Here is a 23,141-nt window from a genome sequence, read left to right as displayed (position 1 = left end):
TTTTAATATGAGTGGCTAACAGTGGCTATTATATTTATATGAAAGTATAACGGGCGATTTTATGCCCGTCATATTATTGGCACGCGGTTTAAACCACCTGGCCTGCCTCGGCTTCCCAGCGATAGCCCACACCATAAACCGCGCGGATAAAGGCCTGTTCGGCATCCTGGGCTTCCAGCTTGCGGCGCAGGTTTTTGATATGGCTGTCGATGGTGCGATCGGTCACTACCCGGTAATCGTCGTAGAGATGGTTAAGCAACTGCTCCCGGGAAAACACCTTGCCGGGTTCGGTCGCCAGGGTTTTCAGCAACCGGAATTCGGCGGGGGTCAGATCCAGCACCTGGCCGCGCCAGCTTGCCTGGAAGCGGCCTTCGTCGATAATCAGCGGCTGGTTGTCGCTGGCATTTAGCGCATCGCGCTTAGGCTGCACGCGGCGCAGAATGGTTTTAACCCGCGCCACCACTTCCCGTGGGCTAAAGGGCTTGCAGATGTAATCATCGGCGCCAATCTCCAGCCCCAGCAGGCGGTCAATTTCTTCGATTTTGGCGGTGACCATAATGATGGGCACATCGGAAAAACGGCGAATTTCCCGGCACAGGGTCAGGCCGTCGGTGCCCGGCAGCATCAGGTCGAGCAGAATCAGGTCCGGCGGCGTCTGGTGAACATAAGGCAACACCTCATCGCCGTGGGCCAGCAGGCTGGGCGCGTAACTGGCGGCGCGCAGGTAGTCGATCAATAACTGGCCCAGTTTGGGTTCGTCTTCCACCACCAGTACGCGTGGCGCATTGTCATCAATCGGTAATTCAGTCATACGCTTTGACTTCTCTGTAAATCGGGATCCAGCGGTAACTCTACCCTAATGCATACCCCGCCGGAAGGTGAATGGGTAGCCTCAATGGTGCCGCCATGCGCATGGACAATGTTCTGGCAGATAGCCAGACCCAGACCAGAACCGCCGCTGGCGCGGTTGCGGGAGCCTTCGGTGCGATAAAAGCGCTCGAACAGTTTGTCTAACTGCTCATCCGTGACCCCGGGCGCGCTGTCGGCGAAGTTAAGCACAAAGTTTCTGCCGTGTAGCGTGCCGCTGACCTTAAGTTCGCCGCCGGCGTCGGTGTAACGCAGGCTGTTTTCCAGCAGATTAGTGAATAGCTGGAGCAGGCGATCGGCGTCGCCGGGCAGGGTAACCTGTTCCGGAAGCGCCAGGCGCAGGCTGAGTTCGCGACTGCGGAACCGCTGTTTAAACACCCCGGAGGCCACTTCCAGCAGCGCCACGATATCCAGCGGTTTCATCTGATAGGCCAGCGCCCCTTTGTCGGAAAGGGAAAGCTGATGCAGATCGTCCACCAGTTTGGTGAGAGTGGCGACCTCCACCTGCAGCGATGAGACGGTCTCCGGCGTAAAGTTGCGCACGCCGTCCTGAATCGCCTCCAGCTCACCGCGTAGCACCGCCAGCGGCGTGCGCAATTCGTGGGAGATATCCGCCATAAAGGCGCGCCGCATCTGTTGGTTTTTTTCCAGGGTGCTGGCTAACTGGTTAAAGTCGTTAGCCAGCCGCCCCAGTTCGTCCTGGCCTACCGGAATGCGGGTGGTGAAGTCCCCCGCCGCCAGCTTATGGGTGCCGTCTACCAGCTTTTTCACCGGTTTTAGCAGGCCGCGCGCCAGCGGCAGGGTGGCACCGGCGGCCAGCAGGATCGACAGACCGACGATCAGCCAACTGGTGCGCTTCTGCTGTCGGTCGAAGTTGATGTCGGTGCTACGGGTCAGGCGTTCCACCGGCGATGAAACCACCCAGCCCACGGTTTTCCCGCCCACCAGCACCGGCTGGCTGGCGCCATCCGGCGGAATGTGCCCCGGCGGCCCCACTAAACGGCGGAAGTTGCCATCCGTCACCCAAAACTGGGTGCGCCAGCCGTGGGGAGGCATTTCGGAATTGGGGTCGTGTTCAAACGAGCGCAGCAGCCGAAACAGAAAACGGTCGTTATGACGTAGAAAACTCCAGTCGCCGTGAACGCTGTACTGTTCGGCCAGCGCGTCGCTCAACTGAGATAATCGCTGCTCGTTACCGTGTTTGATGTAGTCGATAAAACCGCGTTCGAAGCTGATACGCACCGCCTGGTGCATCAGTATCAGCACCAGCAGGCAGGTGCCGAAGATGGCAAAGAACAGTTTGGCGGTAATGCCGGGTCGCCAGCGTTTCATTCAGGGCTCCTTTTGCGCCGTGCGATGGCGACATTTTTACTGCTGTCCTTTGGCACCCGGGCGAACAATAGCGCGGGCAGGGCGATAATCACCGCCATGGTCAGCCAGGTGTAGAGAAAGACGTGGTGGGCGGCGCCACTGTCGACGGACAGATGCTGGCTACCGTACAGGCCCAGCAGCAGACCGGCCAGGGTCACGCCCAGGCTCATAGAAAGCTGCATCACCATCGACAGCAGGCTGTTGCCGCTGCTGGCGAGGCTGTCCGGCAAATCTTTCAGGGTCAGGGTATTCATTGACGAAAAACGCATGGCGTTGACCATGCCCAGCATAAACAGCACCAGCGGCAATGAGGCGGTCCAGCCCAGCAGTCCGGCCGTCATAAACAGCACGGCGATAAACGCCAGCGCCAGGGTGGCGAACACCAGCACGTGACGATAGCCAAAACGGTTGACCACCTGAACCACAATACGCTTCATCCCCATATTGCCCAGCACCATAGGGATCATCATCAGACCGGCGTGGAATGGCGAAAAGCCCAGCCCTACCTGAAGGAAGATGGGAATCATAAAGGGCAGCATTCCGCTACCAATGCGGGCGAACAGGCTGGCGGTGAGTCCGATGGCGTAAGAGCGGGTGTGGAACAGGTTCAGGCTGAACAGCGCCCGGGGATTGCTACGGGCGTGACGCAGATAGAACATCAGCGCCACCGCACCTGAACTGACCAGCAGCGCCAGCCACAGAGGATTGATACCCAGGCCCTTACTGCCATCCAGAGCGATGGTAATGGCCGCCATACCGAAGGCCAGTAGAAAGAAGCCGCTAAAGTCGAAGCGCCGGGTCTGCATCCGGTAGTTGGGCATCAGCCACAGAGTCGCGATAGCACCGGCGATCCCGACAGGCAGATTGATCAGAAAGATCCAGTGCCAGCTTGCGTACTCTACCAGCAGGCCTCCCAGGGCCGGACCGAGCAGCGGGCCGACCTGACCCGGCAGGGTCACGAAGGTCATGGCGGCCATATACTGCTCACGAGGGACTATCTTCATCACCGTCAGGCGCCCTACCGGCACCATCATGGCACCGCCGATACCCTGAACCACCCGGGCCATAATCAGGGCGTTAAGGGTGGGGGCCAGAGCGCATAGCAGGGAGCCCAGGGTAAAGATCACGATGGCGCTAAAGAAGATATTACGCACCCCGACCCGGTCCGCCAGCCAGCCGCTGGCGGGCAGCATCACCGCCACCGTCAGCACATAGGAGACAATCACCATATGCATACGCAGCGGGCTTTCCCCCAGGCTCTGAGCCATGGCGGGAAGCGCGGTATTGACAATGGTGGTGTCCAGCGACTGCATAAAGAAGCCGAAGGCGACAATCCACAACTGCCAGCGAACCGTATTCGGGAGCTCGGTCATCGTTTATTCACCCATCAGTGCTTTCTCGCGCTTGCTCCGGCGCGTAAAGCGCAGCCGCAGACGGTCAAAGAACAGATAGACCACCGGCGTGGTGTAGAGCGTCAGCAACTGGCTCATTACCAGACCGCCGACGATGGTAATGCCCAGCGGCTGGCGCAGCTCTGCGCCGTCGCCGCTGGAGATAACCAGCGGCAGGGCGCCGAACAGCGCCGCCAGGGTAGTCATCATAATCGGCCGAAAGCGCAGCTGACAGGCCTGGAAGATGGCCTCCTGGGGCGACAGATCTCCGTGGCGCTGGGCCTCGATGGCGAAGTCCACCATCATGATGGCGTTCTTTTTCACAATGCCAATCAATAGCATAATCCCAATCAGCGCAATCAGGCTGAAAGGGGCGCCGAAAAGCATCAGCGCCAGCAGGGCGCCGACCCCGGCCGAAGGCAGGGTGGAAAGAATGGTCAGCGGATGAACATAGCTTTCATACAGGATCCCCAACACGATATAAACCGTGGCGATGGCCGCCAGAATCAGGATCACCTGAGAGTTCATGGTCTCCTGGAATAGCTGGGCGGTCCCGGCGTAAGAGCCGCGCACCGATGAAGGCACCCCAAGCTGAGTCATGGCCCTGTCGATAGCCGCGCTGGCTTCGGAAAGCGAAACCCCGGTCGGCAGGTTAAAGGAGATAGTCGACGAGGCCGACAGCCCCTGATGATTCACCGACAGCGGGGCGTTGGCAGGCTGCCATTTGACGAAGTACGACAGCGGGACAGGCTTACCGTCGTTATTGATAACGAACATCTGATCGAGGGAACTGACGTCCTGGGTATAGCGCGAGTCCACCTCCATCACCACTTTGTACTGGTTCAGGGGCTGGTAGATGGTGGAGATCTGACGCTGGCCGAAGGCGTTGTTCAGCAGGTTGTTCGCATCGGAAACGTCAATGCCCAGCCGCGACATGCTGTCGCGATCGTAGACCAGATCCATCTCCGCGCCGTTGTCCTGTTGATCCGAATTGACGTCCGCCAGCTCAGGCAGCGCCGCCAGCGCTTTACGGATCTTCGGCTCCCATTCGCGCAGAGCGCTAAGGTCGTCAGACAGCAGGCTGTACTGATAACTGGCGTTGGACTGACGTCCGCCCACCCGAATATCCTGCACCGCCATCAGGAACAGGCTGGCACCGGGCTCTTTCATCAACTTTTTACGCAGCCGGTCGATCACCTGCTGGGCGCTTTCGTTCCGCTCCGACAGCGGCTTAAGGGTGATAAACATCATGCCGCTATTGACCCGGGAACCGCCGGTAAAGCCGGTGACGTTATCTACCGCCGGGTCTGCATGGATGATGGTCATAAAGTCCTGCAGTTTACCGCGCATCGCCTGGAACGAGATGCTCTGATCCCCCTGAATGCCGCCCATCAGGGCACCGGTGTCCTGCTCCGGGAAGAAGGTTTTGGGAATGGTGATATAAAGCCAGACGTTAAGGGCGATGGTGGCGAGTAGCACGCAGCCCACCAGCCGGGCGTGGTTAAGCGCCCACTTAAGGGAGCGTGCGTAGCCCTGCTGCATGGCATTCAGAAGCCGACCGATACCGCGATTATGCTGGGGCTTGTCGCTGTTGCGCAGCAGCCAGCCGCACATCATGGGTGTCAGGGTCAGCGAGACTGCCAGCGAAATACCGATAGAGACCGAGAGCGTCACGGCGAATTCGCGGAACAGCCTGCCTGGCAGGCCGCTCATCAGCAGCAGCGGCAGGAACACCGCCACCAGCGACACGCTCATGGAGAGCACGGTAAAGCCCACTTCACGCACCCCCTGGAGCGCCGCCTGCAGGGGCTTCATCCCCGCCTCAATGTGGCGGGCGATATTCTCCAGCACCACAATAGCGTCATCCACCACAAAGCCGGTGGCGATGGTCAGGGCCATCAGCGACAGGTTATTCAGGCTAAAGCCGCACAGGTACATGGCCGCAAAGGTGCCGATGAGCGATACCGGCACGGCCACCGCCGGAATGAAGGTGGCGCGGCCGGAGCGCAGGAACAGGAATACCACCAGAATCACCAGCCCCACCGAGATCGCCAGGGTTTGCTCCACTTCCGCCAGCGAAGCGCGAATGGTGGGGGAGCGATCCATCGCTACCTGCAGGTCGATGGCGGCAGGGATGGTTTCGCGAAGCAAAGGCAGGCGCTCGCGAATCCTGTCCACGGTTTCGATAATGTTGGCTTCCGGCGTTTTGCGCACCATCAGCAGAATGGCCGGTTTGGCGTTGGTCATCCCGGCGTTGCGCACGTCCTGTACCGAATCGGTCACGGTGGCGACATCGCTCAGGCGTACCGCGGAGCCGTTGTTGTAGTGCACCACCAGCGGCTGATATTCGGCGGCGGTTTTCAGCTCGTCGTTGGTCTGCAACAGCCAGCGCCGGGTATCGTCTTCCACCGCTCCCTGGGGGCGACGCACGTTGGCGTTGCTGATGGCGTTGCGCACCGCATCCAGCGAGACCCCCTGGTTAAACAGCGCCTGGGGATTCAGCGCCACCCGGACGGCGGGCAGGGAACTACCCCCGACGCTGACGTCGCCCACGCCGTCGATCTGGGCGATGGTCTGAGCCAGTTGGGTCGAGGCATAGTCGTACAGCTCGCCCTGGGAATAAGTCTCCGAGGTGAGCGTCAGGATCATGACAGGCATGTCCGACGGGTTAGCCTTGCGGTAGGTCGGGCGGCTGGGCATGCCGCTCGGCAGGAGGCTCTGGGCGGCGTTAATCGCCGCCTGCACGTCACGGGCCGCGCCGTTGATATCGCGGCTGAAGTCGAACTGCAAAATAATGCGGGTACTGCCCAGCGAGCTGCTGGAGGTCATCTCGTTGATTCCGGCGATGCGGCCCAGCGAGCGTTCAAGCGGCGTCGCCACCGAAGAGGCCATGGTTTCCGGCGAAGCGCCAGGCAGCGAAGCGCTGACCATAATCACCGGAAAGTCCACCTGCGGCAGCGGCGCTACCGGCAACAGCCGGAAGCCCAGCACCCCGCACAGCGTAATGGCGACGCTGAGCAGGATGGTAGCCACCGGACGGTGAATAAAGAGGGCGAAGAATTTCACTTACGCCTCCTCTTCACGCTTAGGAAAACGGCTGCGGGTCCAGTGTGACAGGCGGTCGAACAGCAGGTAGATGACCGGCGTGGTGAACAGAGTCAGTACCTGGCTGACCAGCAGACCGCCCACCATGCCAATCCCCAGCGGGCGGCGCAGTTCGGCGCCGACGCCGGTACTCAGCATCAGCGGCAGCGCGCCGAGCAGTGCCGCCAGGGTGGTCATCAGGATCGGGCGGAAACGCAGCAGGCAGGCCTGATAGATGGCCTCATAAGGGGCCATGCCCTGTTCGCGCTCCGCCGCCAGCGCAAAGTCGATCATCATGATGGCGTTCTTCTTCACGATGCCGATCAGCAGGATGATGCCGATAATGGCGATCACATCCAGTTCGTTACCCGCCAGCATCAGCGCCAGCAGGGCGCCGACTCCGGCGGTAGGCAGGGTGGAAAGAATGGTGATGGGGTGAATAAAGCTTTCGTACAGCACCCCCAGCACGATATACATCGCCACCACTGAGGCCACAATCAGCCATACCGTGCTGCCCAGCGCTGCCTGGAAGGCGAGGGTGCTGCCCTGGAACGAGGTGGTGATATCACTCGGGAAGTTCAGGGACTGTTCAGCTTCGTTAATCGCCTGTACCGCGTCGCCCAGCGAATAGTCGTCCGGTACGTTGAACGAGATGGTGGTCGACGGGAACTGATCCAGATGGTTGATAGTCAGCGGCCCAAAGCGCTGCTCGACCTTTGCGATAGCGTTTAGCGGGACGATGCCGCCGTCGCTGCTGGTCAGGCGAATATGGTCAAGCGCCGCCAGTCCCGGCGTGGTGCTGGTGTCATGCCCCAGCACCACCCGGTACTGGTTGGCCTGGGTGTAGATGGTGGAGATCAGCCGTTGGCCGAAGGCGTTATACAGCGCGTTATCCACGTCTGACATGGTAATGCCCAGACGGCTGGCTGAGTCACGGTCGACGTTAACGTATGCCACCATCCCCTGGTCCTGCCAGTCGCTGCTGACATCGGCAAGCTGTGGCAGGGTGTTCAGCTTATCCATCAGCTTCGGAACCCAGGTGCTGAGCTCGTCGAGGGAGGTAGCCTGTAGCGTAAACTGATACTGAGTGCGGCTCACCTGGGTATCGATGGTCAGATCCTGAACCGGCTGTAAATAGAGTGAGATCCCCGGCAGATTTGCCACCTGTTGCTGCAAACGCGTGATGACGGTACTGACCCGATCGTCGCGTTCATCCAGCGGTTTCAGGTTGATTTGCAGACGGCCGCTGTTGAGCGCCGGATTGGTGCCGTCGACCCCGATAAAGGACGCTACGCTCTCTACCGCCGGATCTTTCAGGATCACATCTGCCGCCTGACGGCTTCGGCCTGCCATGGATTCGAAAGAGACCGACTGCGGCGCCTGGAGGGTGCCCTGGATAATGCCGTTATCCTGCACCGGGAAGAAGCCTTTGGGGATCATCACCCACAGCAGCACTGTCAGCGCCATGGTGCCCAGCGCCACGCCCAGGGTCAGCCACGGGTGGTTTAGCACCCGCTTCAGCACCCGGCCGTAGGCGGCGATGATGCGATCGAACATCCGCTCGCTGGCCCGGGAAAAGCGGTTCTGTTTACGCAGCGATTCGTGGCTCAGCATGCGGGCGCACATCATGGGCGTCAGCGTCAGGGATACCACCGCCGAAATCAGAATTGCCACCGATAGCGTAATGGCGAATTCGCGGAACAGACGACCGACGATATCCCCCATAAACAGCAGCGGGATCAGCACCGCAATCAGCGAGAAGGTGAGGGAGATAATGGTAAAGCCGATCTCTCCCGCCCCTTTCAGCGCGGCGGCCAGCGGTTTCTCGCCCTTTTCTATGTAGCGCGAGATATTCTCGATCACAACGATTGCGTCATCCACCACAAAGCCGGTGGCGATGGTCAGCGCCATTAGCGTCAGGTTGTTGATCGAAAAATCGAAAAAGACCATCACCGCAAAGGTGCCTACCAGCGACAGCGGTACCGCCACGCCGGGAATAATGGTGGCGGGCACGTTGCGCAGGAACAGATAGATGATCATCACCACCAGCGCGATAGCCAGCATCAGTTCGAACTGGGTATCGGTCACCGAGGCGCGAATATTGGTGGTGCGGTCGGTCAGCAGTTCCACTTTTACCGATTTGGGCAGACTCTCTTTCAGGGTCGGCAGCAGCTTACGGATATTGTCGGCAGTATCGATGATATTGGCGCCCGGCTGACGCTGGACGTTCATGATAATCGCCTGATCTTTGTTCGCCCAGGCGCCCAGCCAGCTATTTTCTGCACCCTGTTCTACGGTTGCCACATCCCCCAGTCGCACCGGCGAACCGTTCTGGTAAGCCACGATCAACTGGCGGTACTCTTCCGCTGACTTCATCTGGTCATTGGCGGAAAGAGTAATGGCACGGGCCGGGCCGTCAAGGCTCCCTTTGGCGGAGTTAACGTTGGCGTTGCTGATGGCGGTACGCACCGTTTCGCTGGTCAGGCCAAGGGCCGCCAGCGCCTGGGCGTTAAGATTAACCCTTACCGCCGGACGCTGACCGCCGGAAATGCTGACCAGACCCACGCCGGAAACCTGGGAGATTTTCTGGGCCAGTCGGGTTTCCACCATATCCTCAACCTGGGTCATCGGCAGGGCGGAGGAGGTAACGGCCAGGGTCATAATCGGCGGATCCGCCGGGTTCACCTTGCTGTAGACCGGCGGGTTAGGCAGATCGCCCGGTAGCAGGTTGGTGGCGGCGTTAATGGCGGCCTGCACTTCCTGCTCAGCCACATCCAGCGGCAGGGTGAGCTGGAACTGCAGGGTGACCACCGAAGCGCCGCCGGCGCTCTGGGAGGACATCTGCTTAAGCCCCGACATCTGGCCGAACTGGCGCTCCAGCGGCGCGGTAATGGCGGAGGTGGTCACATCCGGGCTGGCGCCGGGGTAGAGGGTCACCACCTGAATGGTGGGGTAGTCCACTTCGGGCAGCGCCGACACCGGCAGGAAGCGATAGCCGATAATACCGGCCAGCATGATAGCCACCATCATCAGGGTGGTGGCGACCGGGCGCAGAATAAACAGGCGGGACGGGCCGCCGGTGGCGCTGGGAGGCAATACCTGCATCAGGAACCCGCCCCCTGAGCGCCGCCTTTCTCTTTCAAAGAGGCGCGTTTACCCGAGCTGGTTTCGGCGTCGTGGGCATCCACCACTTCCACTGTGGCACCTTCGGTCAGACGATCGATACCGTCGGTTACGACCCTGTCTCCTGCGGAAAGCCCGCCGGTAATCACCACTTTTTCGCTGTCCTGAATGCCGGTGGTCACCAGATGTTTACTGACCTTATTGCCGTCGCCCAGCACCCAGACGAAGTGGCCTTCGTTACCCATCTGTAGCGCCGCGGAAGGGATAACGACCGCGTCATGCTGGGTATCTACCAGCATGCGGGCATTGACGAACTGGTTGGGGAACAGCCTGTCATCCTGATTGGCAAAGCGCGCCTTGAGTTTGATGGTGCCGGTGGTGGCATCGATCTGGTTATCAAGGCTTAACAGGGCGCCAGCGCTCAGCTTCTGCTTGTTGGTGCGATCCCAGGCTTCGACGCTCAGGGTCTGCCCCGCCTTCTGGGCTGCCAGAATAGAAGCGATATCCCCTTCCGGCAGGGTGAAAACGACGTCGATGGGGTGGGTCTGGGTCAGAACCACGATGCCGGTGGTGTCGCTGGAGGAGATCTGGTTACCGATATCCACCTGCTTCAGGCCGACCCGGCCATCGATAGGGGCGGTGATGCGGCTCCAGTCGAGCTGCAACTGGGCGCTGGCGACCGAAGCCTCATCGGCTTTAATAGTTCCCTGGGTCTCGCTGACCAGCGCCTGCTGGGTATCCAGCTCCTGGCGAGAAACCAGATTGGTTTTGGCCAGTTGCTGATAGCGAGCCAGATCGCGGCGGGCGTTGGCGAGCGTTGCGCGATCCTTCGCCAGCTGACCCTGGGCCTGGGCGAGGGCCACCTTAAATTCGCTGGGATCGATTTCCGCCAGAAGGTCGCCCGCTTTTACCTGCTGGCCTTCCTGAAAGTGGATAGCCATCAGTTGACCGTTAACCCGGCTGCGTACCGTAACGGTATTAGCGGCGGTGACGGTGCCAAGGCCCGTGAGATAGCGCGGAACCGACTCGCTTGTCGCTGTAGCCGCCTGTACTGGCGGCGCCGGGGCGCGCATACCGCGCCCACCGCGTGCGCCTGCGCCGGGTTTCTGCTGCCCGGCGGCCTGGGGGGGCGAATTGCCGTCGCTGGAGGTGTGCGAACGCCAGAAATAGAGCGCTGCCAGCACGATAATCACAATGCCCGCCAGCCACATCCAGCGGTTCTTCTTAGAGCCTTTCATCATTAACGTCTTCTACCCTGAAACGATTTGGCGTAATGGTACTAGTTTAGACGGCGTCAGGCAGGGAAAAATGGAGGAAATATGGAATGGCCTTCAGGAATAGTCTGGTTCCTGAGGTGGTTGTTATCAGGCTTTACAACGCAGGTTATCAGAGTGCTACAGAGTAGCACTGAGACTGATGACAAACCCCTGGCCGAACTCGTTCGGCCAGAATCACCAGAAAAATAAACAAGGAAAATCAACCACAAAGAGGGGAAAGCCACGCTTTTTCCCTCTTTGTCATCAACCTGAGTGCTACAGAGTGGCGCTAAACCCCGGTGAAAATCAGAGACATCTACCCTCTAAGCACGGTGGGGCTTATAAAGTTTTTTATCAATGCTCGCGATAGCTTTCTCTGGAGTAACGGATTACTGACTTCTGGAGAAATCATGCTTAACTCTATCCGTACCAGGCTATTAGCTGCGACAATCCTCATTGTCATAATTTCATTATTGGTCAACACCTTTGTTAACTATACCGCCAGCGCCCGCGCGAATCAGAGGTCGCTCGACGCCACGTTAACCTCGCTGGCAGAAAGCCATGTGGCAACCATTCAGCACTGGGTTGCCGCCCGCAGCGCCCACATTGAAGCGTTACTTCCCTCTATTTCTGAAGATAATCCGCTCTCGTCACTGAAGCTCATTAGCGTGGCGGGTGACTTTTTTAACGTTTTTGAAGTCTCTGCGGGAAAAAAGTTTATCGCCTCCGATATGAGCGGCGTGCCTGAAGGGTTCGATGCCACGATACGCCCCTGGTATCAGGAGGCACAACAGGCCGGAAAGACCATCCTGACTAATCCCTATGTCGATATCGGGACGGGGAAACTGACCGTTACCGTGGCGTCACCGCTGGTGGAACAGGGGGTTTTTCAGGGCGTAGTGGGTGGGGATATTGATATCTCAGATGTCACCGACAATGTGCGCATGATTAACCCGACAAAGCATAGCTTCGGGATGCTGATCGCCGCTGATGGCACCATCATCGCTCATCCGGATGATGCGCTGACGCTTAAGCCGCTGAAAAGTATTAGTGAAAATATCAGTCTGACGCAGCTTTTGACATCGAAGACGCCGTTCCAGGCGACGATCTCAGGACGGGAAGCCTATATGATAGCGTTGCCGATACCTGGCACTTCCTGGTATATCGCGATCGCAAGGGATCTGGAAGAGGCGCGGCAGGGAATGCGCGATCAGCTGATGATGTCGGCATTAGTCACGATCGTGCTTATCGTCCTGTCGTCCCTGTTTATCCATTATCTGGTGCGCAGCAGCATTAAACCGCTGGATAGAACCCGGGTTTTGATGGATGAGATGATGGATGCCATTGCCGCCGGAAATGGCGATCTCACCCGGCGCCTGCCGGTGATGGGAAATCGCGAGGTGGTGCAAATCGCCAGCGCTTTTAACCGCTTTGTCGATAAACTGGCGGCGGTTATCGGCACGATTCATTATGGTAGCGAATCCGTGCGTTCCACCTCGCTGGAAATTTCGCAAGGGACTCAGGAGTTGGCCACTCGCACTGAAACCGCTGCGGCGAACCTGCAACAAACTTCTGCGGCATTAGAGGAAATTTCCGCTACGGCAATGAACGCCGCCAGCGCTGCGGATCGTGCCAACACCGCGGTGCTGGAAGCCGCTGAAGTGGCGCGTAGCAGCGGCGAGTCGATAGGGGAAGTGACGCAGACGATGAATGGTATTGAACGCGCGTCCGAAAAGATTGGCAATATTATCGGGGTTATCGACGGTATTACTTTCCAGACCAATATTCTGGCGTTGAATGCATCGGTGGAAGCGGCCCGCGCGGGGGAGCAGGGGCGGGGTTTCGCCGTGGTGGCAAGCGAAGTGCGTAATCTGGCCGGTCGCAGCGCCGAGGCGGCCAAAGAGATCCGCGAGCTGGTGGAGAATACTGTGCACAGTGTGAGTACCGGGGTCCGGCAGGTACAGCAGGCCAGCAATACCATCCAGGAGGTGGTAAACAGCGTCTCATCGGTTACCGTAATGATGAGTGAGATCAGCCGTTCGGCGCAGGAACAGACGACGGGCATTAACGAAATTAATCAGGCGGTGGCGCAACTGGACAGCATGGTGCAAAAGAATGCGGCGCTGGTTGAAGCCTCTTCGGCCTCTTCCGGGGCGTTGCAGCAGCAGGCGACCGAGCTGGCTCAGGTGGTGGGGCAGTTTAAGATTTAAGTGGATGATATAAAGGGGGAGGGCCTGTCGTGATGACGGGCCCTTATTTTGGTTAATTGCGAATTAGCGTGGAATGTTTGAAAGCGGAAGCTAAAAACCGGCAGAATATGATGATGTGGTGGGCTGTTCCGTTCACTTTACGTAACTGCTTCTCTGTGGATTTACAGCCGGTGAACGGGCCAGGGGGGCTCAGTCGCCACCCCCCTGGCGACCCGTTCACCGGCTCAGCTATCGACATAAGCAAAATCATCTTAAGGTGAACGGAACCTTCTCCTGCGCTACATATTCACCCGGAAGATGGGGCAGTCGCCGATAACTTCAGCTTCACGCTAAAGCGCGATGGCCCCCTTTTTATACATTAGCGAAAAACCACCTGCGCCCAACGGGCCAGCCCGGCGGTAACGGAACCAAAATCGTCCCCGCCCTCGATGGGAATATGGGGCAGCAGGGCGCCCAGCGCCTGGCGAACCAGCGGCGAACGGGCGCTGCCGCCGGTCAGATAGATGACATCCGGCGTCTCTCTGCCGGACTCCAGCGCCAGAGTGACCTGCTCCAGAATGCGCTGCAGCGGCTGACTCAGCGCCGCCTCCATCCCCTGGCTATCGATATCGGCGATAAGCGCATCGCTGATAAAGTCAAGGCGCGTCGCAATCCGTGCGGTATCCGACAGCGCAATCTTGCTCTCTTCGGCGCAGCGCACCAGACGATAGCTCAGGCGCTGGCGCCAGACCGTCAATAGCCGTTCAACCTGTTGGGGCTGACGGGCGTCGCGCACCAGGTCTCTCAGTAACCGCCCGCAGGCCGGACTGTAGAAGTCGCTCTGGGCGGGTAGATCGTTGATAGCCACCGCGTTCCACCAGGGTAGGGTCGGCAGGGCGATGCCTTTTTCCGTTTCGCCGCCCATGCCCAGCAGCGGCATCAGCTGCTTAAAGGCCAGCGCGATATCCAGATCGTTACCGCCCACCCGGCAGCCGCTGTGGCCGAGCAGCGAGGCGTCGCGATCCCGGGAATTCAGCCACTGGGGTCCCATCAGCAGTAGCGAACAGTCGGTGGTACCGCCACCGATATCCACCACCAGCACCCGTTGCTCATGGCTCAACGTCGCTTCAAAATCCAGCCCGGCGGCGACCGGTTCATACTGGAATGCCACCTCGCCAAAACCCGCACGCTTTGCGGCACGATCCAGAATGCCCTGGGCCTGAGCATTCGCGTCATCGCCGCCCAGCCCCTGGAAGTTAATAGGGCGGCCAATGACGGTGGCGGTGATTTCCTGGTCCAGTTGGGCCTCTGCCTGTTGGCGAATATGCAGCATCATGGCGCAGACCAGATCTTCAAACAGCGCTACCTGTTGCGGCTTCAGGCCGCTGGCTCCCAGGAAGGATTTCGGTGATTTAACGAACCAGACCTCTTCCGGGTCGTCCATATAAAGGTCCAGCGCCGACTGGCCAAACAGCACGCTGGCGGGAGTAATGATGATGTCTTCTTCGCGGTTATAGCTCATCGCGCGCTTAAGCAGCGCCTGGCCTTCGTTGCTACCCGGAGAGATTTGGTGATGACGCCACAGCCATTCGCTGATGCCTTCGCGGGTGGGGGCGCAGATCATTGACGCCAGCAGATTCCCCTGGGGCGTCAGCGGCAGCATTTCAGGGATGCCGTCGCGCATCACGGCCATTGCGCAGTTGGCGGTGCCATAGTCAAAACCGGTAAGCATCGTTAATTCCTGGTCGGGTCTCGAAGAAGGGGGGCGACTTTAGCGAAATGTCCGGCATCCGGCAATATTTCTGGCGGGCTTGCCGCGGAATAAAAAAGCAAAGCGTCAGGCTACGCGGCCCGTTATGCTGAATCAAAGAACATGGAGACTGAGGAGCCGTTATGCTGACGCTGGAGCTAAATTATACGCCCCCCTACGACTGGAACTGGATGCTGGCCTTCCTGGGCGCGCGTGCCTGCGCAGGGCTGGAGTGGGTCACGCCAGAGCGTTATTGCCGCAGTCTGTCGCTTATGGGGCATAGCGGGCTGTTGACCCTGGAGCCCGATACGGCGCGCCATCGGTTGCGGGTGGGGCTAACGCCAGGGCTGGCGCCGGTCGCGCGTCAGGTGAGTGAACGTATAGGAGGGTTGCTGGATCTGGCGCACGATCCGGCGCCGACCCTGGCCGGACTGGGCCCGTTGGCGGCCAGCCGCCCCGGTCTGCGCCTGCCGGGGTGTATCGATCCTTTCGAACAGGCGGTGCGCGCCGTGCTGGGGCAACTGGTGAGCGTGGCGATGGCCGCGAAGCTGACCGCCAGAGTGGCGCAAACCTTCGGCGAGCCGCTGCCGGGGAATCCGGGCTGGCAGTTGTTTCCTGAACCCCGGCGTCTGGCTTCTCTGGCGGCGGAACAGCTGCGGCCGCTGGGCATGCCGCTCCAGCGCGCCCGGGCGATAATTCATATCGCCGCGCTGTGCGCTGCCGGGGAATTCCCGCTTGAACGACCGGCATCGGTGGAGCAGGGGATTCGCCAGCTGATACAGTTGCCAGGCATCGGGCGCTGGACCGCCAGCTATTTCGCTCTGCGCGGTTGGCAGGCGCCGGACGTGTTCCTGGCGGATGATTATCTGGTGAAGCAGCGCTTTGCAGGGATGACGCCAGGGCAGATTCGCCGCTATGCCGAACGTTGGCAGCCGTGGCGCAGCTATGCGCTGTTGCATATCTGGAACAGCGATGGCTGGTTAGCCGCCTGATGGTTTTGTCTGGTATCAAATGCGTGAAATCCCTATAATTGCGGCGGCGGGCATAAGCGCGCTACCTTTCTTAACTTATCCTGACTGTTCAGGGTTTGCGCTGTAGCGGGTTCACAGAGCTAACCTGAGCCAGGAAGGACATATTATTCAGTGAATCAGGTCGTTTAATTTATGACTGACAAGTCTCATCAATGCGTCATCGTTGGGATCGCCGGCGCATCGGCATCAGGGAAAAGTCTTATCGCCAGTACGCTCTACCGTGAGCTGCGCGATCAGGTTGGCGATGAACACATTGGTGTTATTCCAGAAGATTGTTATTACAAAGATCAGGGTCACCTCTCCATGGAGGAGCGGATTAAGACCAATTACGACCACCCCAATGCCATGGATCACAATCTGCTGTTCCAGCATTTGCAAATGCTCAAGCAGGGGAAAAGTATCGAATTGCCGGTTTACAGCTATGTGGAGCATACCCGTACTCAGGAAACCGTCCATTTCGAACCGAAAAAAGTGATTATTCTGGAGGGGATTCTGCTGCTGACCGATGCGCGCCTGCGCCAGGAAATGAACTTCTCGATTTTCGTCGACACACCGCTGGATATTTGTCTGATGCGTCGTATTCGTCGCGACGTGAATGAGCGTGGTCGCTCTATGGACTCGGTAATGGCACAATATCAAAAGACGGTGCGTCCGATGTTCCTGCAGTTTATCGATCCTTCCAAGCAGTATGCGGATATTATTGTGCCACGCGGGGGTAAAAACCGCATTGCCATCGATATTCTGAAGGCCAAAATCAGTCAGTTTTTTGAGTAAAATCGCCCGAGGGGGCGGCATATTGTGCGCCCCTTCCGTCCGACTTAAGGAGAATAAAAGATGCGTCTGTGCGATCGTGATATCGAAGCCTGGCTCGATGAAGGCCGTTTAGCCATCACGCCGCGCCCGCCGGTGGAACGGATTAACGGCGCGACCGTTGACGTACGCCTGGGCAATAAATTCCGCACCTTCAGCGGTCACACGGCGGCGTTTATCGATCTGAGCGGTCCGAAGGCCGAAGTTAGCGCGGCTCTGGATCGGGTCATGAGCGATGAGATTGTGCTGCCGGAAGGAGATGCCTTCTACCTGCACCCCGGAGAGCTGGCATTGGCGATAACGCTGGAGTCGGTGCGCCTGCCGGACAACCTGGTCGGCTGGCTGGATGGTCGATCGTCGCTGGCGCGTCTGGGGCTGATGGTGCACGTGACTGCTCACCGCATCGATCCAGGCTGGCAGGGCCATATCGTGCTGGAGTTTTACAACTCTGGAAAGCTGCCGCTGGCGTTGCGCCCCGGTATGATTATCGGCGCCCTGAGCTTCGAACCGCTATCCGGGCCTGCGGCAAGGCCTTATAACCGACGCCAGGACGCGAAATATCGCGACCAGCAGGGCGCCGTTGCCAGCCGTATCGACAAGGATTAGTTGGAACGCACGCACATTTGAGGACGTAATGAGACGATTTCTTACCACGCTGATGATACTGCTGGTCGTACTGGTTTCCGGTCTTACCGCGCTGGTGGTGATGGTGGATCCTAATGACTTCCGCAGCTACATGGTAAAGCAGGTTGAACAGCGCAGCGGATATCAGCTGAAGCTTAACGGCCCGTTACGCTGGCACGTCTGGCCGCAGCTCAGCATTCTCTCGGGGCGGATGTCGTTAACCGCGCCGGGTGCCAGTCAGCCGCTGGTCAGCGCGGATAATATGCGTCTCGATGTCGATCTTCTGCCGCTGATTTCTCATCGTCTGCAGGTCAGTCAGGTGATGCTGAAAGGGGCGGTGATTCAACTTACGCCCCAGAGCGAGGAGCGACGCCCGGCGGATGCGCCGGTGGCTCCAGGCTCCACCCGGGCGCCGGGGGATGAAACCCGGGGTTGGTCTTTTGATATCGGTCGCCTTGAGGTGGCCGACAGCCTGCTGGTGTTCCAGCACGGCGATGATGAACAGGTGGCGGTGCGCGGCATCAATCTGCAGATGGAGCAGGATGAGCATCACCGCGGTCAGCTCTCCTTTAGCGGGCGCATCAACCGCGATCAGCGCGATCTGACGCTGTCGATGGACGCAGATCTGGATGCCAGCGACTATCCAGAAAATCTGAGCGCGAATTTCACCCGCCTGGAGTACCAGCTCCAGGGGGCCGATCTGCCGCAGCAGGGCATCAGCGGGCAGGGGAGCTTTAAGGCGCTGTGGCGAGAGCCGGAAAAGCGCCTGAGCCTGAACGACTTTTCCATGACCGCCAACGATAGCACGCTGCGCGGCGCGCTGAGCGTCGTATTGAGCGAGCAGCCGGTCTGGAAGCTGGATCTGGCATCGGATAATCTGAATCTGGATGCATTGATGGTCCGCGCCAGCGCAGATGGCACGCCCGTCACCAACCAGCAGGGGCAGAGCCGGGTGCGTCCGCGACCGGTGATTGCCAGTAGCGGTGACGAGCCCCAGTACAGTTTGCTGCACGCTTTCAGCGGCGAGATTGATCTGAAGCTTGCCGGTCTGCGCTGGCGCGGTCTGAACTTTAGCGATGTCGCCAGCCATATGGTCAATAACGGCGGCATGCTGAATATCGATAAGCTGGAAGGACGGCTGGGTAACGGGAAGATCTCGCTGCCGGGCAGCGTGGATGTTCGCAGCGGCGAGGCACTGGTCAACTTCCGGCCTCAGGTAGAAAATATCGAGATGGCGCCGCTGCTGACGGCCTTCGATTATCCGCTGGCGGTGTCGGGCCAGCTTTCGATGTCCGGCGAGTTTTCCGGCAGCCAACTGGATGCCGAAGCCTTCCGCCATAACTGGCAGGGGAAGGCCAGCATTGATATGCGTAATGCCCGGCTGCAGGGCATGAACTTCCAGCAGCTGGTTCAGCAGGCGGTGACCCGTGAGAATAACGATGTTTCGGCGCAGCAGGAGTATGAAACCGCGACGGTTATGAACCAGTTCCACTCCAGCGCCTCGCTGGATAAGGGCATTCTGACGCTTGAGAAAATGGCGGGCAGCTCACAGGTGCTGGCGCTGGAAGGTAGCGGCACCCTGGATCTCGCCAAAGAGCTGTGCGATGCGCTGTTTAACGTACGGGTGATTGACGGCTGGGGCGGCGACAGCGCGCTGGTGGAAACCCTGAAACAGACGCCGATCCCGCTGCGTATCTATGGTCCATGGAGCCAGTTGAACTACAACCTGCAGGTATACAGAGGGCTGCGCAACCACTTGCGCGATGAAGCGAAGCAGCGTCTGAAAGAGTGGGCGGAGCGTAATAAAGAGAGCCGTAAAGGGCAGGATCTGCAGAAGCTGTTGAAGGATATGTAGCTCACCCCTCACCCCTCACCCTAACCCTCTCCCCAAAGGGGAGAGGGGACTGGCTGGAGACCCCCTCGCACATAAAAGGGAGAGGGGACTGGCGGGAGCCCCTCTCGCACACAAAGGGGGAGAGGGGACTGGCTGGAGACCCTCTCGTACACAAAAGGGAGAGGGGACTGGCTGGAGACCCTCTCGCACACAAAGGGGAGAAGGGACTGGCGGGAGACTCCCTCGCACACAAAAGGGAGAGGGGACTGGCTGGAGCCCCTCTCGCACACAAAGGGGAGAGGGGACTGGCTGGAGCCCCTCTCGCACACAAAAGGGAGAGGGGCCGGGTTATTGCGGGTTTTCTCCCTCTCCCTCCGGGAGAGGGCCGGGGTGAGGGGGCACAATCAACACCTTCTGCACCCGATGACTTTCCACTTCCAGGGTGCGTAACAGATAGTCACCAACCTGAACCTCTTCACCAGACGAGGGAACGTGCTGTAGCAGCTCCATCAGCAGACCCGCCACGGTGTTATAGTCGCGCTTATCGCTGAGCGGCAGAGGTACATAAAGCACCAGATCGTCCAGCGGCATATGACCGTTCACCGTCCAACTGCCGTCCGGGTTAGCGGTAATATCGTGACGGGCGTCGATCTCTTCGGCCTCATTAGGCAGATTACCGGCAATGGTCTCGGTAATATCGCTTAGGGTCACCAGCCCCTCTACCGAACCAAACTCATCCACCACGAAGGCGAAATGGGTGTGAGCGTTACGGAACTGCTCCAGCGCCGGAAGCAGCGTTAGGGTTTCCGGGAACACCAGCGGCTGGCGCACCAGGGCCCGCAGGTCCAGCGCCTCCCCACGCAGCGCCTGCCCCAGCAGGTCGATAACGTGGACCACGCCCAGCAGATTATCCTCACCGCCGGTGACCACCACCCGGGTGTGCTGGTTTTTTTCCAGCAGGGCACGGATTTTATCCATCGGGTCGCCCAGATCGATATATTCAATATCGTGGCGCGAGGTCATAATGCTGCTGACGGTGCGCTGATTCAGATTCAGCACCCGGCCTATCATCATGCGCTCCTGAGGATCGAAAATCTCTTCTGTGTTTTCCTGGGCGGCCACCAGCGCGTCGCCGTCGAGTTCTCTCTCTTCCTTATTACCGCTCAACATGCGCATGACCGCTTCGGCGGTGCGCTGACGTAGCGAATAGTTGGCCGACAGAAAGCGGCGGCGGTTAAAATTCGCCAGCTGATTAAGCGCCTCAATTACCACCGAGAAGCCGATGGCGGCATAGAGGTAGCCTTTGGGAATATGGAAGCCAAAACCTTCCGCCACCAGGCTAAAGCCAATCATCAGCAGGAAGCTCAGGCACAGGATCACGATGGTCGGATGGTTGTTAACGAAGCTGGTCAGGGCCTTGCTTGCCAGCATCATCAGGCTGATGGCGATGATCACCGCCGCCATCATCACCCCAAGGTGGTCCACCATTCCGACGGCGGTAATGACCGAATCCAGCGAAAAGATGGCATCCAGCACCACAATCTGGGCGACCACGCTCCAGAATTTAGCGCCGCGTCGCTGGCTGGGCGCTTCCTGGTCTTTGCCCTCCAGCCGCTCATTCAGCTCCATGGTGGCCTTGAACAGCAGGAACAGCCCGCCGAACAGCATAATCAGGTCCCGGGCGCTGAAGCTCAGCGTCCTGATATGGAACAGCGGTTGGGTCAGGGTGACCAGCCAGGAGATAGAGGCCAGCAGCACCAGGCGCATCAGCATGGCCAGCATCAGGCCGGTAATTCTGGCCCGGTCGCGCTGGCGGGGAGGAAGCTTTTCAGCAAGGATGGCGATAAACACCAGGTTATCGATACCGAGCACCAGTTCGATAACGATCAGGGTGACTAACCCTGCCCAGATTGAGGGATCGGCGATCCATTCCATAGGGCGTTGGCTACCTTCATAACGTATGACGAATGTCACATCGTAATCCTGGTGAGCGATGATGCCAAATGCAATTATATACTGCGATTAATCTTAAACGGAGAAGGGCGGTCATTTCATAATCACCCGATAACCAGATAATTACCATGAGGAATTATTAAGTGAACAAGGGGGCTGCTATAGGTAACTGTCTTAATACCAGTGAGAATTTACTGGGAAATATCTGTTAATTATGGTTGATGTATATGGCGCTGCTTAATGTCAATATAAAGAAAATCCTAAAACCAAAAAATTGCGCAGTTAATATTATTCTTAAAAACGTGATAACCGCGACCTGTTAACTTGCCTGGTAATAAGTTAGCTGCAACAATCGATTTCAGCGTTTGGCGATTAACGTTATGGCATGGATTAAGTTTGCTCGGTTATTTCTCTATTGAGTAAATTATGTTCATTATTTTGCCAACCTGGGACTTGTCCTGGAGACTGGCAGCTAACGCGGTATAAACAACAACTTACTGACTCTCAGTTGATTGGTAGCTGTAAAGCCAGGGGCGGTAGCATGTCCCTTAACCGGTCAATTAGCCCACTTATTCTGTCAATAACTTACGCTTGATAAGGCCAATTTTAGGAATGATTCCATTTATATTCCAGTGCCAAAATCCGCATTCTTTATCGGAACTTTAGCGTAGCGACGATTATTATTTTCAGGATAATGACTCTGCCATAGTGATAAATATTCAATGATGAAATCCAAACTAAAATTGATGCCATTATTGGTGTCTGTGACCCTGATGAGCGGCTGTACCATATTGCCCGGGAGCAATATGTCGACGTTCGGCAAAGATGTTGTCAAACAGCAGGATTCAGATTTTGATGTTGACCGGATGGTAAATGTTTATCCGTTAACGCCAAGGCTGGTGGAGCAGCTGCGTCCGCGTCCTAATGTCGCGCAGCCGAATGCGGGACTGGAACAGGAAATCGCGGGTTATCAATATCGTGTCGGTCCTGGGGACGTGCTGAACGTCACCGTCTGGGACCACCCGGAACTGACCACCCCGGCGGGTCAGTATCGTAGTTCAAGCGATACCGGTAACTGGGTCCAGGCCGATGGTTCGGTGTTCTATCCCTATATCGGTAAGGTCCACGTCGCAGGCAAAACCCTGGCGGAGATTCGCGATCAGATTACCGGGCGCCTTGCCTCCTATATCGCCGATCCCCAGGTTGATGTGAACGTCGCGGCCTTCCGTTCCCAGAAAGCCTATATTTCCGGCCAGGTTCAGAAGTCTGGCCAGCAGGCGATCACCAACGTGCCGCTGACGATACTGGACGCCATTAACGCCGCGGGCGGCCTGACCGAAAACGCCGACTGGCGCAACGTGGTACTGACCCACAACGGTAAAGAGCAGCGCATCTCTCTACAGGCGCTGATGCAGAATGGCGATCTCAGCCAGAACCACCTGCTGTATCCGGGCGATATTCTCTACGTACCGCGTAATGACGATCTGAAAGTCTTCGTTATGGGCGAAGTGAAGAAACAGAGCACCCTGAAGATGGACTTCAGCGGTATGACCCTGACCGAAGCGCTGGGCTCGGCGGAAGGTATCGATATGACCACCTCCGACGCCACCGGCATCTTCGTTATCCGTCCGTTGAACAACGACCGCAACGGTAAGATCGCCAGCGTCTACCAGCTGGATATGTCCGACGCCACGTCGTTGATTATGGCGACCAACTTCCGTCTGCAGCCTTATGACGTGGTTTATGTCACCACGGCACCGGTGGCTCGCTGGAACCGTCTGGTCAGTCAGCTGCTGCCGACCATCAGCGGTGTCCGCTATATGACCGATACGGCTAGCGATATTCATAACTGGTAACG

The 23,141-nt window shown here is 58.4% G+C and carries 14 protein-coding genes; 6 read left to right on the top strand and 8 right to left on the bottom strand.

What is annotated here, in order from left to right:
- Positions 1-88 precede the first annotated feature (88 nt).
- From baeR to SCU88_RS17000, 6 genes are read right to left on the bottom strand one after another with little or no spacing between them, the layout of a single operon-like run.
- On the bottom strand, positions 89-811 hold the full coding sequence (gene baeR, locus SCU88_RS17025) for a two-component system response regulator BaeR (RefSeq protein ID WP_138098336.1): 723 nt from the start codon (positions 809-811) through the stop codon (positions 89-91).
- Positions 808-2,199 carry a two-component system sensor histidine kinase BaeS gene (gene baeS, locus SCU88_RS17020; protein ID WP_175341116.1) on the bottom strand — a complete coding sequence of 464 codons (1,392 nt, stop codon included), beginning with the start codon at positions 2,197-2,199 and terminating at the stop codon, positions 808-810. Before baeS ends, baeR begins: the two co-directional genes overlap by 4 nt.
- Entirely contained in the window at positions 2,196-3,611 is a 1,416-nt protein-coding gene (mdtD, locus tag SCU88_RS17015) for a multidrug transporter subunit MdtD (protein ID WP_138098332.1), read from the bottom strand. The genes baeS and mdtD overlap by 4 nt, the downstream gene beginning before the upstream one ends.
- Before the next feature lie 3 nt (positions 3,612-3,614).
- On the bottom strand, positions 3,615-6,695 hold the full coding sequence (gene mdtC, locus SCU88_RS17010; protein ID WP_175341115.1) for a multidrug efflux RND transporter permease subunit MdtC: 3,081 nt from the start codon (positions 6,693-6,695) through the stop codon (positions 3,615-3,617).
- Positions 6,696-9,818, bottom strand: coding sequence for an MdtB/MuxB family multidrug efflux RND transporter permease subunit (locus tag SCU88_RS17005; RefSeq protein ID WP_175341114.1), 3,123 nt, complete (start codon positions 9,816-9,818; stop codon positions 6,696-6,698).
- Positions 9,818-11,074 (bottom strand): MdtA/MuxA family multidrug efflux RND transporter periplasmic adaptor subunit, encoded by a 1,257-nt coding sequence (locus SCU88_RS17000; protein ID WP_175341239.1) that lies wholly within the window; start codon positions 11,072-11,074, stop codon positions 9,818-9,820. Before SCU88_RS17000 ends, SCU88_RS17005 begins: the two co-directional genes overlap by 1 nt.
- 428 nt (positions 11,075-11,502) lie before the next feature.
- Between SCU88_RS17000 and SCU88_RS16995 the strand changes: the two genes are divergently transcribed.
- Positions 11,503-13,302 carry a methyl-accepting chemotaxis protein gene (locus tag SCU88_RS16995; protein ID WP_175341113.1) on the top strand — a complete coding sequence of 600 codons (1,800 nt, stop codon included), beginning with the start codon at positions 11,503-11,505 and terminating at the stop codon, positions 13,300-13,302.
- Between the two features lie 358 nt (positions 13,303-13,660).
- Here the strand turns inward: SCU88_RS16995 and yegD are convergent, their stop codons facing one another.
- Positions 13,661-15,013 carry a molecular chaperone gene (gene yegD / locus SCU88_RS16990; protein ID WP_175341112.1) on the bottom strand — a complete coding sequence of 451 codons (1,353 nt, stop codon included), beginning with the start codon at positions 15,011-15,013 and terminating at the stop codon, positions 13,661-13,663.
- A 164-nt stretch (positions 15,014-15,177) separates the two neighbouring features.
- Here yegD and alkA point away from each other — a divergent pair, with 164 nt between their 5' ends.
- The 4 genes from alkA to asmA all read left to right on the top strand — a co-directional run bounded on the left by alkA (position 15,178) and on the right by asmA (position 19,351).
- Positions 15,178-16,023 carry a DNA-3-methyladenine glycosylase 2 gene (gene alkA / locus SCU88_RS16985; protein WP_175341238.1) on the top strand — a complete coding sequence of 282 codons (846 nt, stop codon included), beginning with the start codon at positions 15,178-15,180 and terminating at the stop codon, positions 16,021-16,023.
- A gap of 171 nt (positions 16,024-16,194) precedes the next feature.
- Complete coding sequence (gene udk, locus SCU88_RS16980; RefSeq protein WP_138098322.1) at positions 16,195-16,836, top strand: uridine kinase; 642 nt, start codon at positions 16,195-16,197, stop codon at positions 16,834-16,836.
- A gap of 60 nt (positions 16,837-16,896) precedes the next feature.
- Positions 16,897-17,478 carry a dCTP deaminase gene (gene dcd / locus SCU88_RS16975; RefSeq protein ID WP_138098320.1) on the top strand — a complete coding sequence of 194 codons (582 nt, stop codon included), beginning with the start codon at positions 16,897-16,899 and terminating at the stop codon, positions 17,476-17,478.
- A gap of 28 nt (positions 17,479-17,506) precedes the next feature.
- A complete protein-coding gene (asmA, locus tag SCU88_RS16970) occupies positions 17,507-19,351 on the top strand; it encodes an outer membrane assembly protein AsmA (RefSeq protein WP_175341111.1) in 1,845 nt (614 codons plus the stop codon).
- A gap of 327 nt (positions 19,352-19,678) precedes the next feature.
- Here asmA and SCU88_RS16965 read toward each other — a convergent pair whose 3' ends face one another.
- On the bottom strand, positions 19,679-21,265 hold the full coding sequence (locus SCU88_RS16965) for a TerC family protein (protein ID WP_138099292.1): 1,587 nt from the start codon (positions 21,263-21,265) through the stop codon (positions 19,679-19,681).
- A 740-nt stretch (positions 21,266-22,005) separates the two neighbouring features.
- On the opposite strand from SCU88_RS16965, the gene SCU88_RS16960 reads away from it, so the two are divergent.
- On the top strand, positions 22,006-23,139 hold the full coding sequence (locus SCU88_RS16960; protein ID WP_138098316.1) for a polysaccharide export protein: 1,134 nt from the start codon (positions 22,006-22,008) through the stop codon (positions 23,137-23,139).
- Positions 23,140-23,141 lie beyond the last annotated feature (2 nt).

The sequence above is a fragment of the Jejuibacter sp. L23 genome (genome assembly GCF_050815825.1).
GTDB classification, from domain to species: Bacteria; Pseudomonadota; Gammaproteobacteria; order Enterobacterales; family Enterobacteriaceae; genus Jejubacter; species Jejubacter calystegiae.
This window is presented reverse-complemented; position numbering and strand designations above follow the sequence as displayed.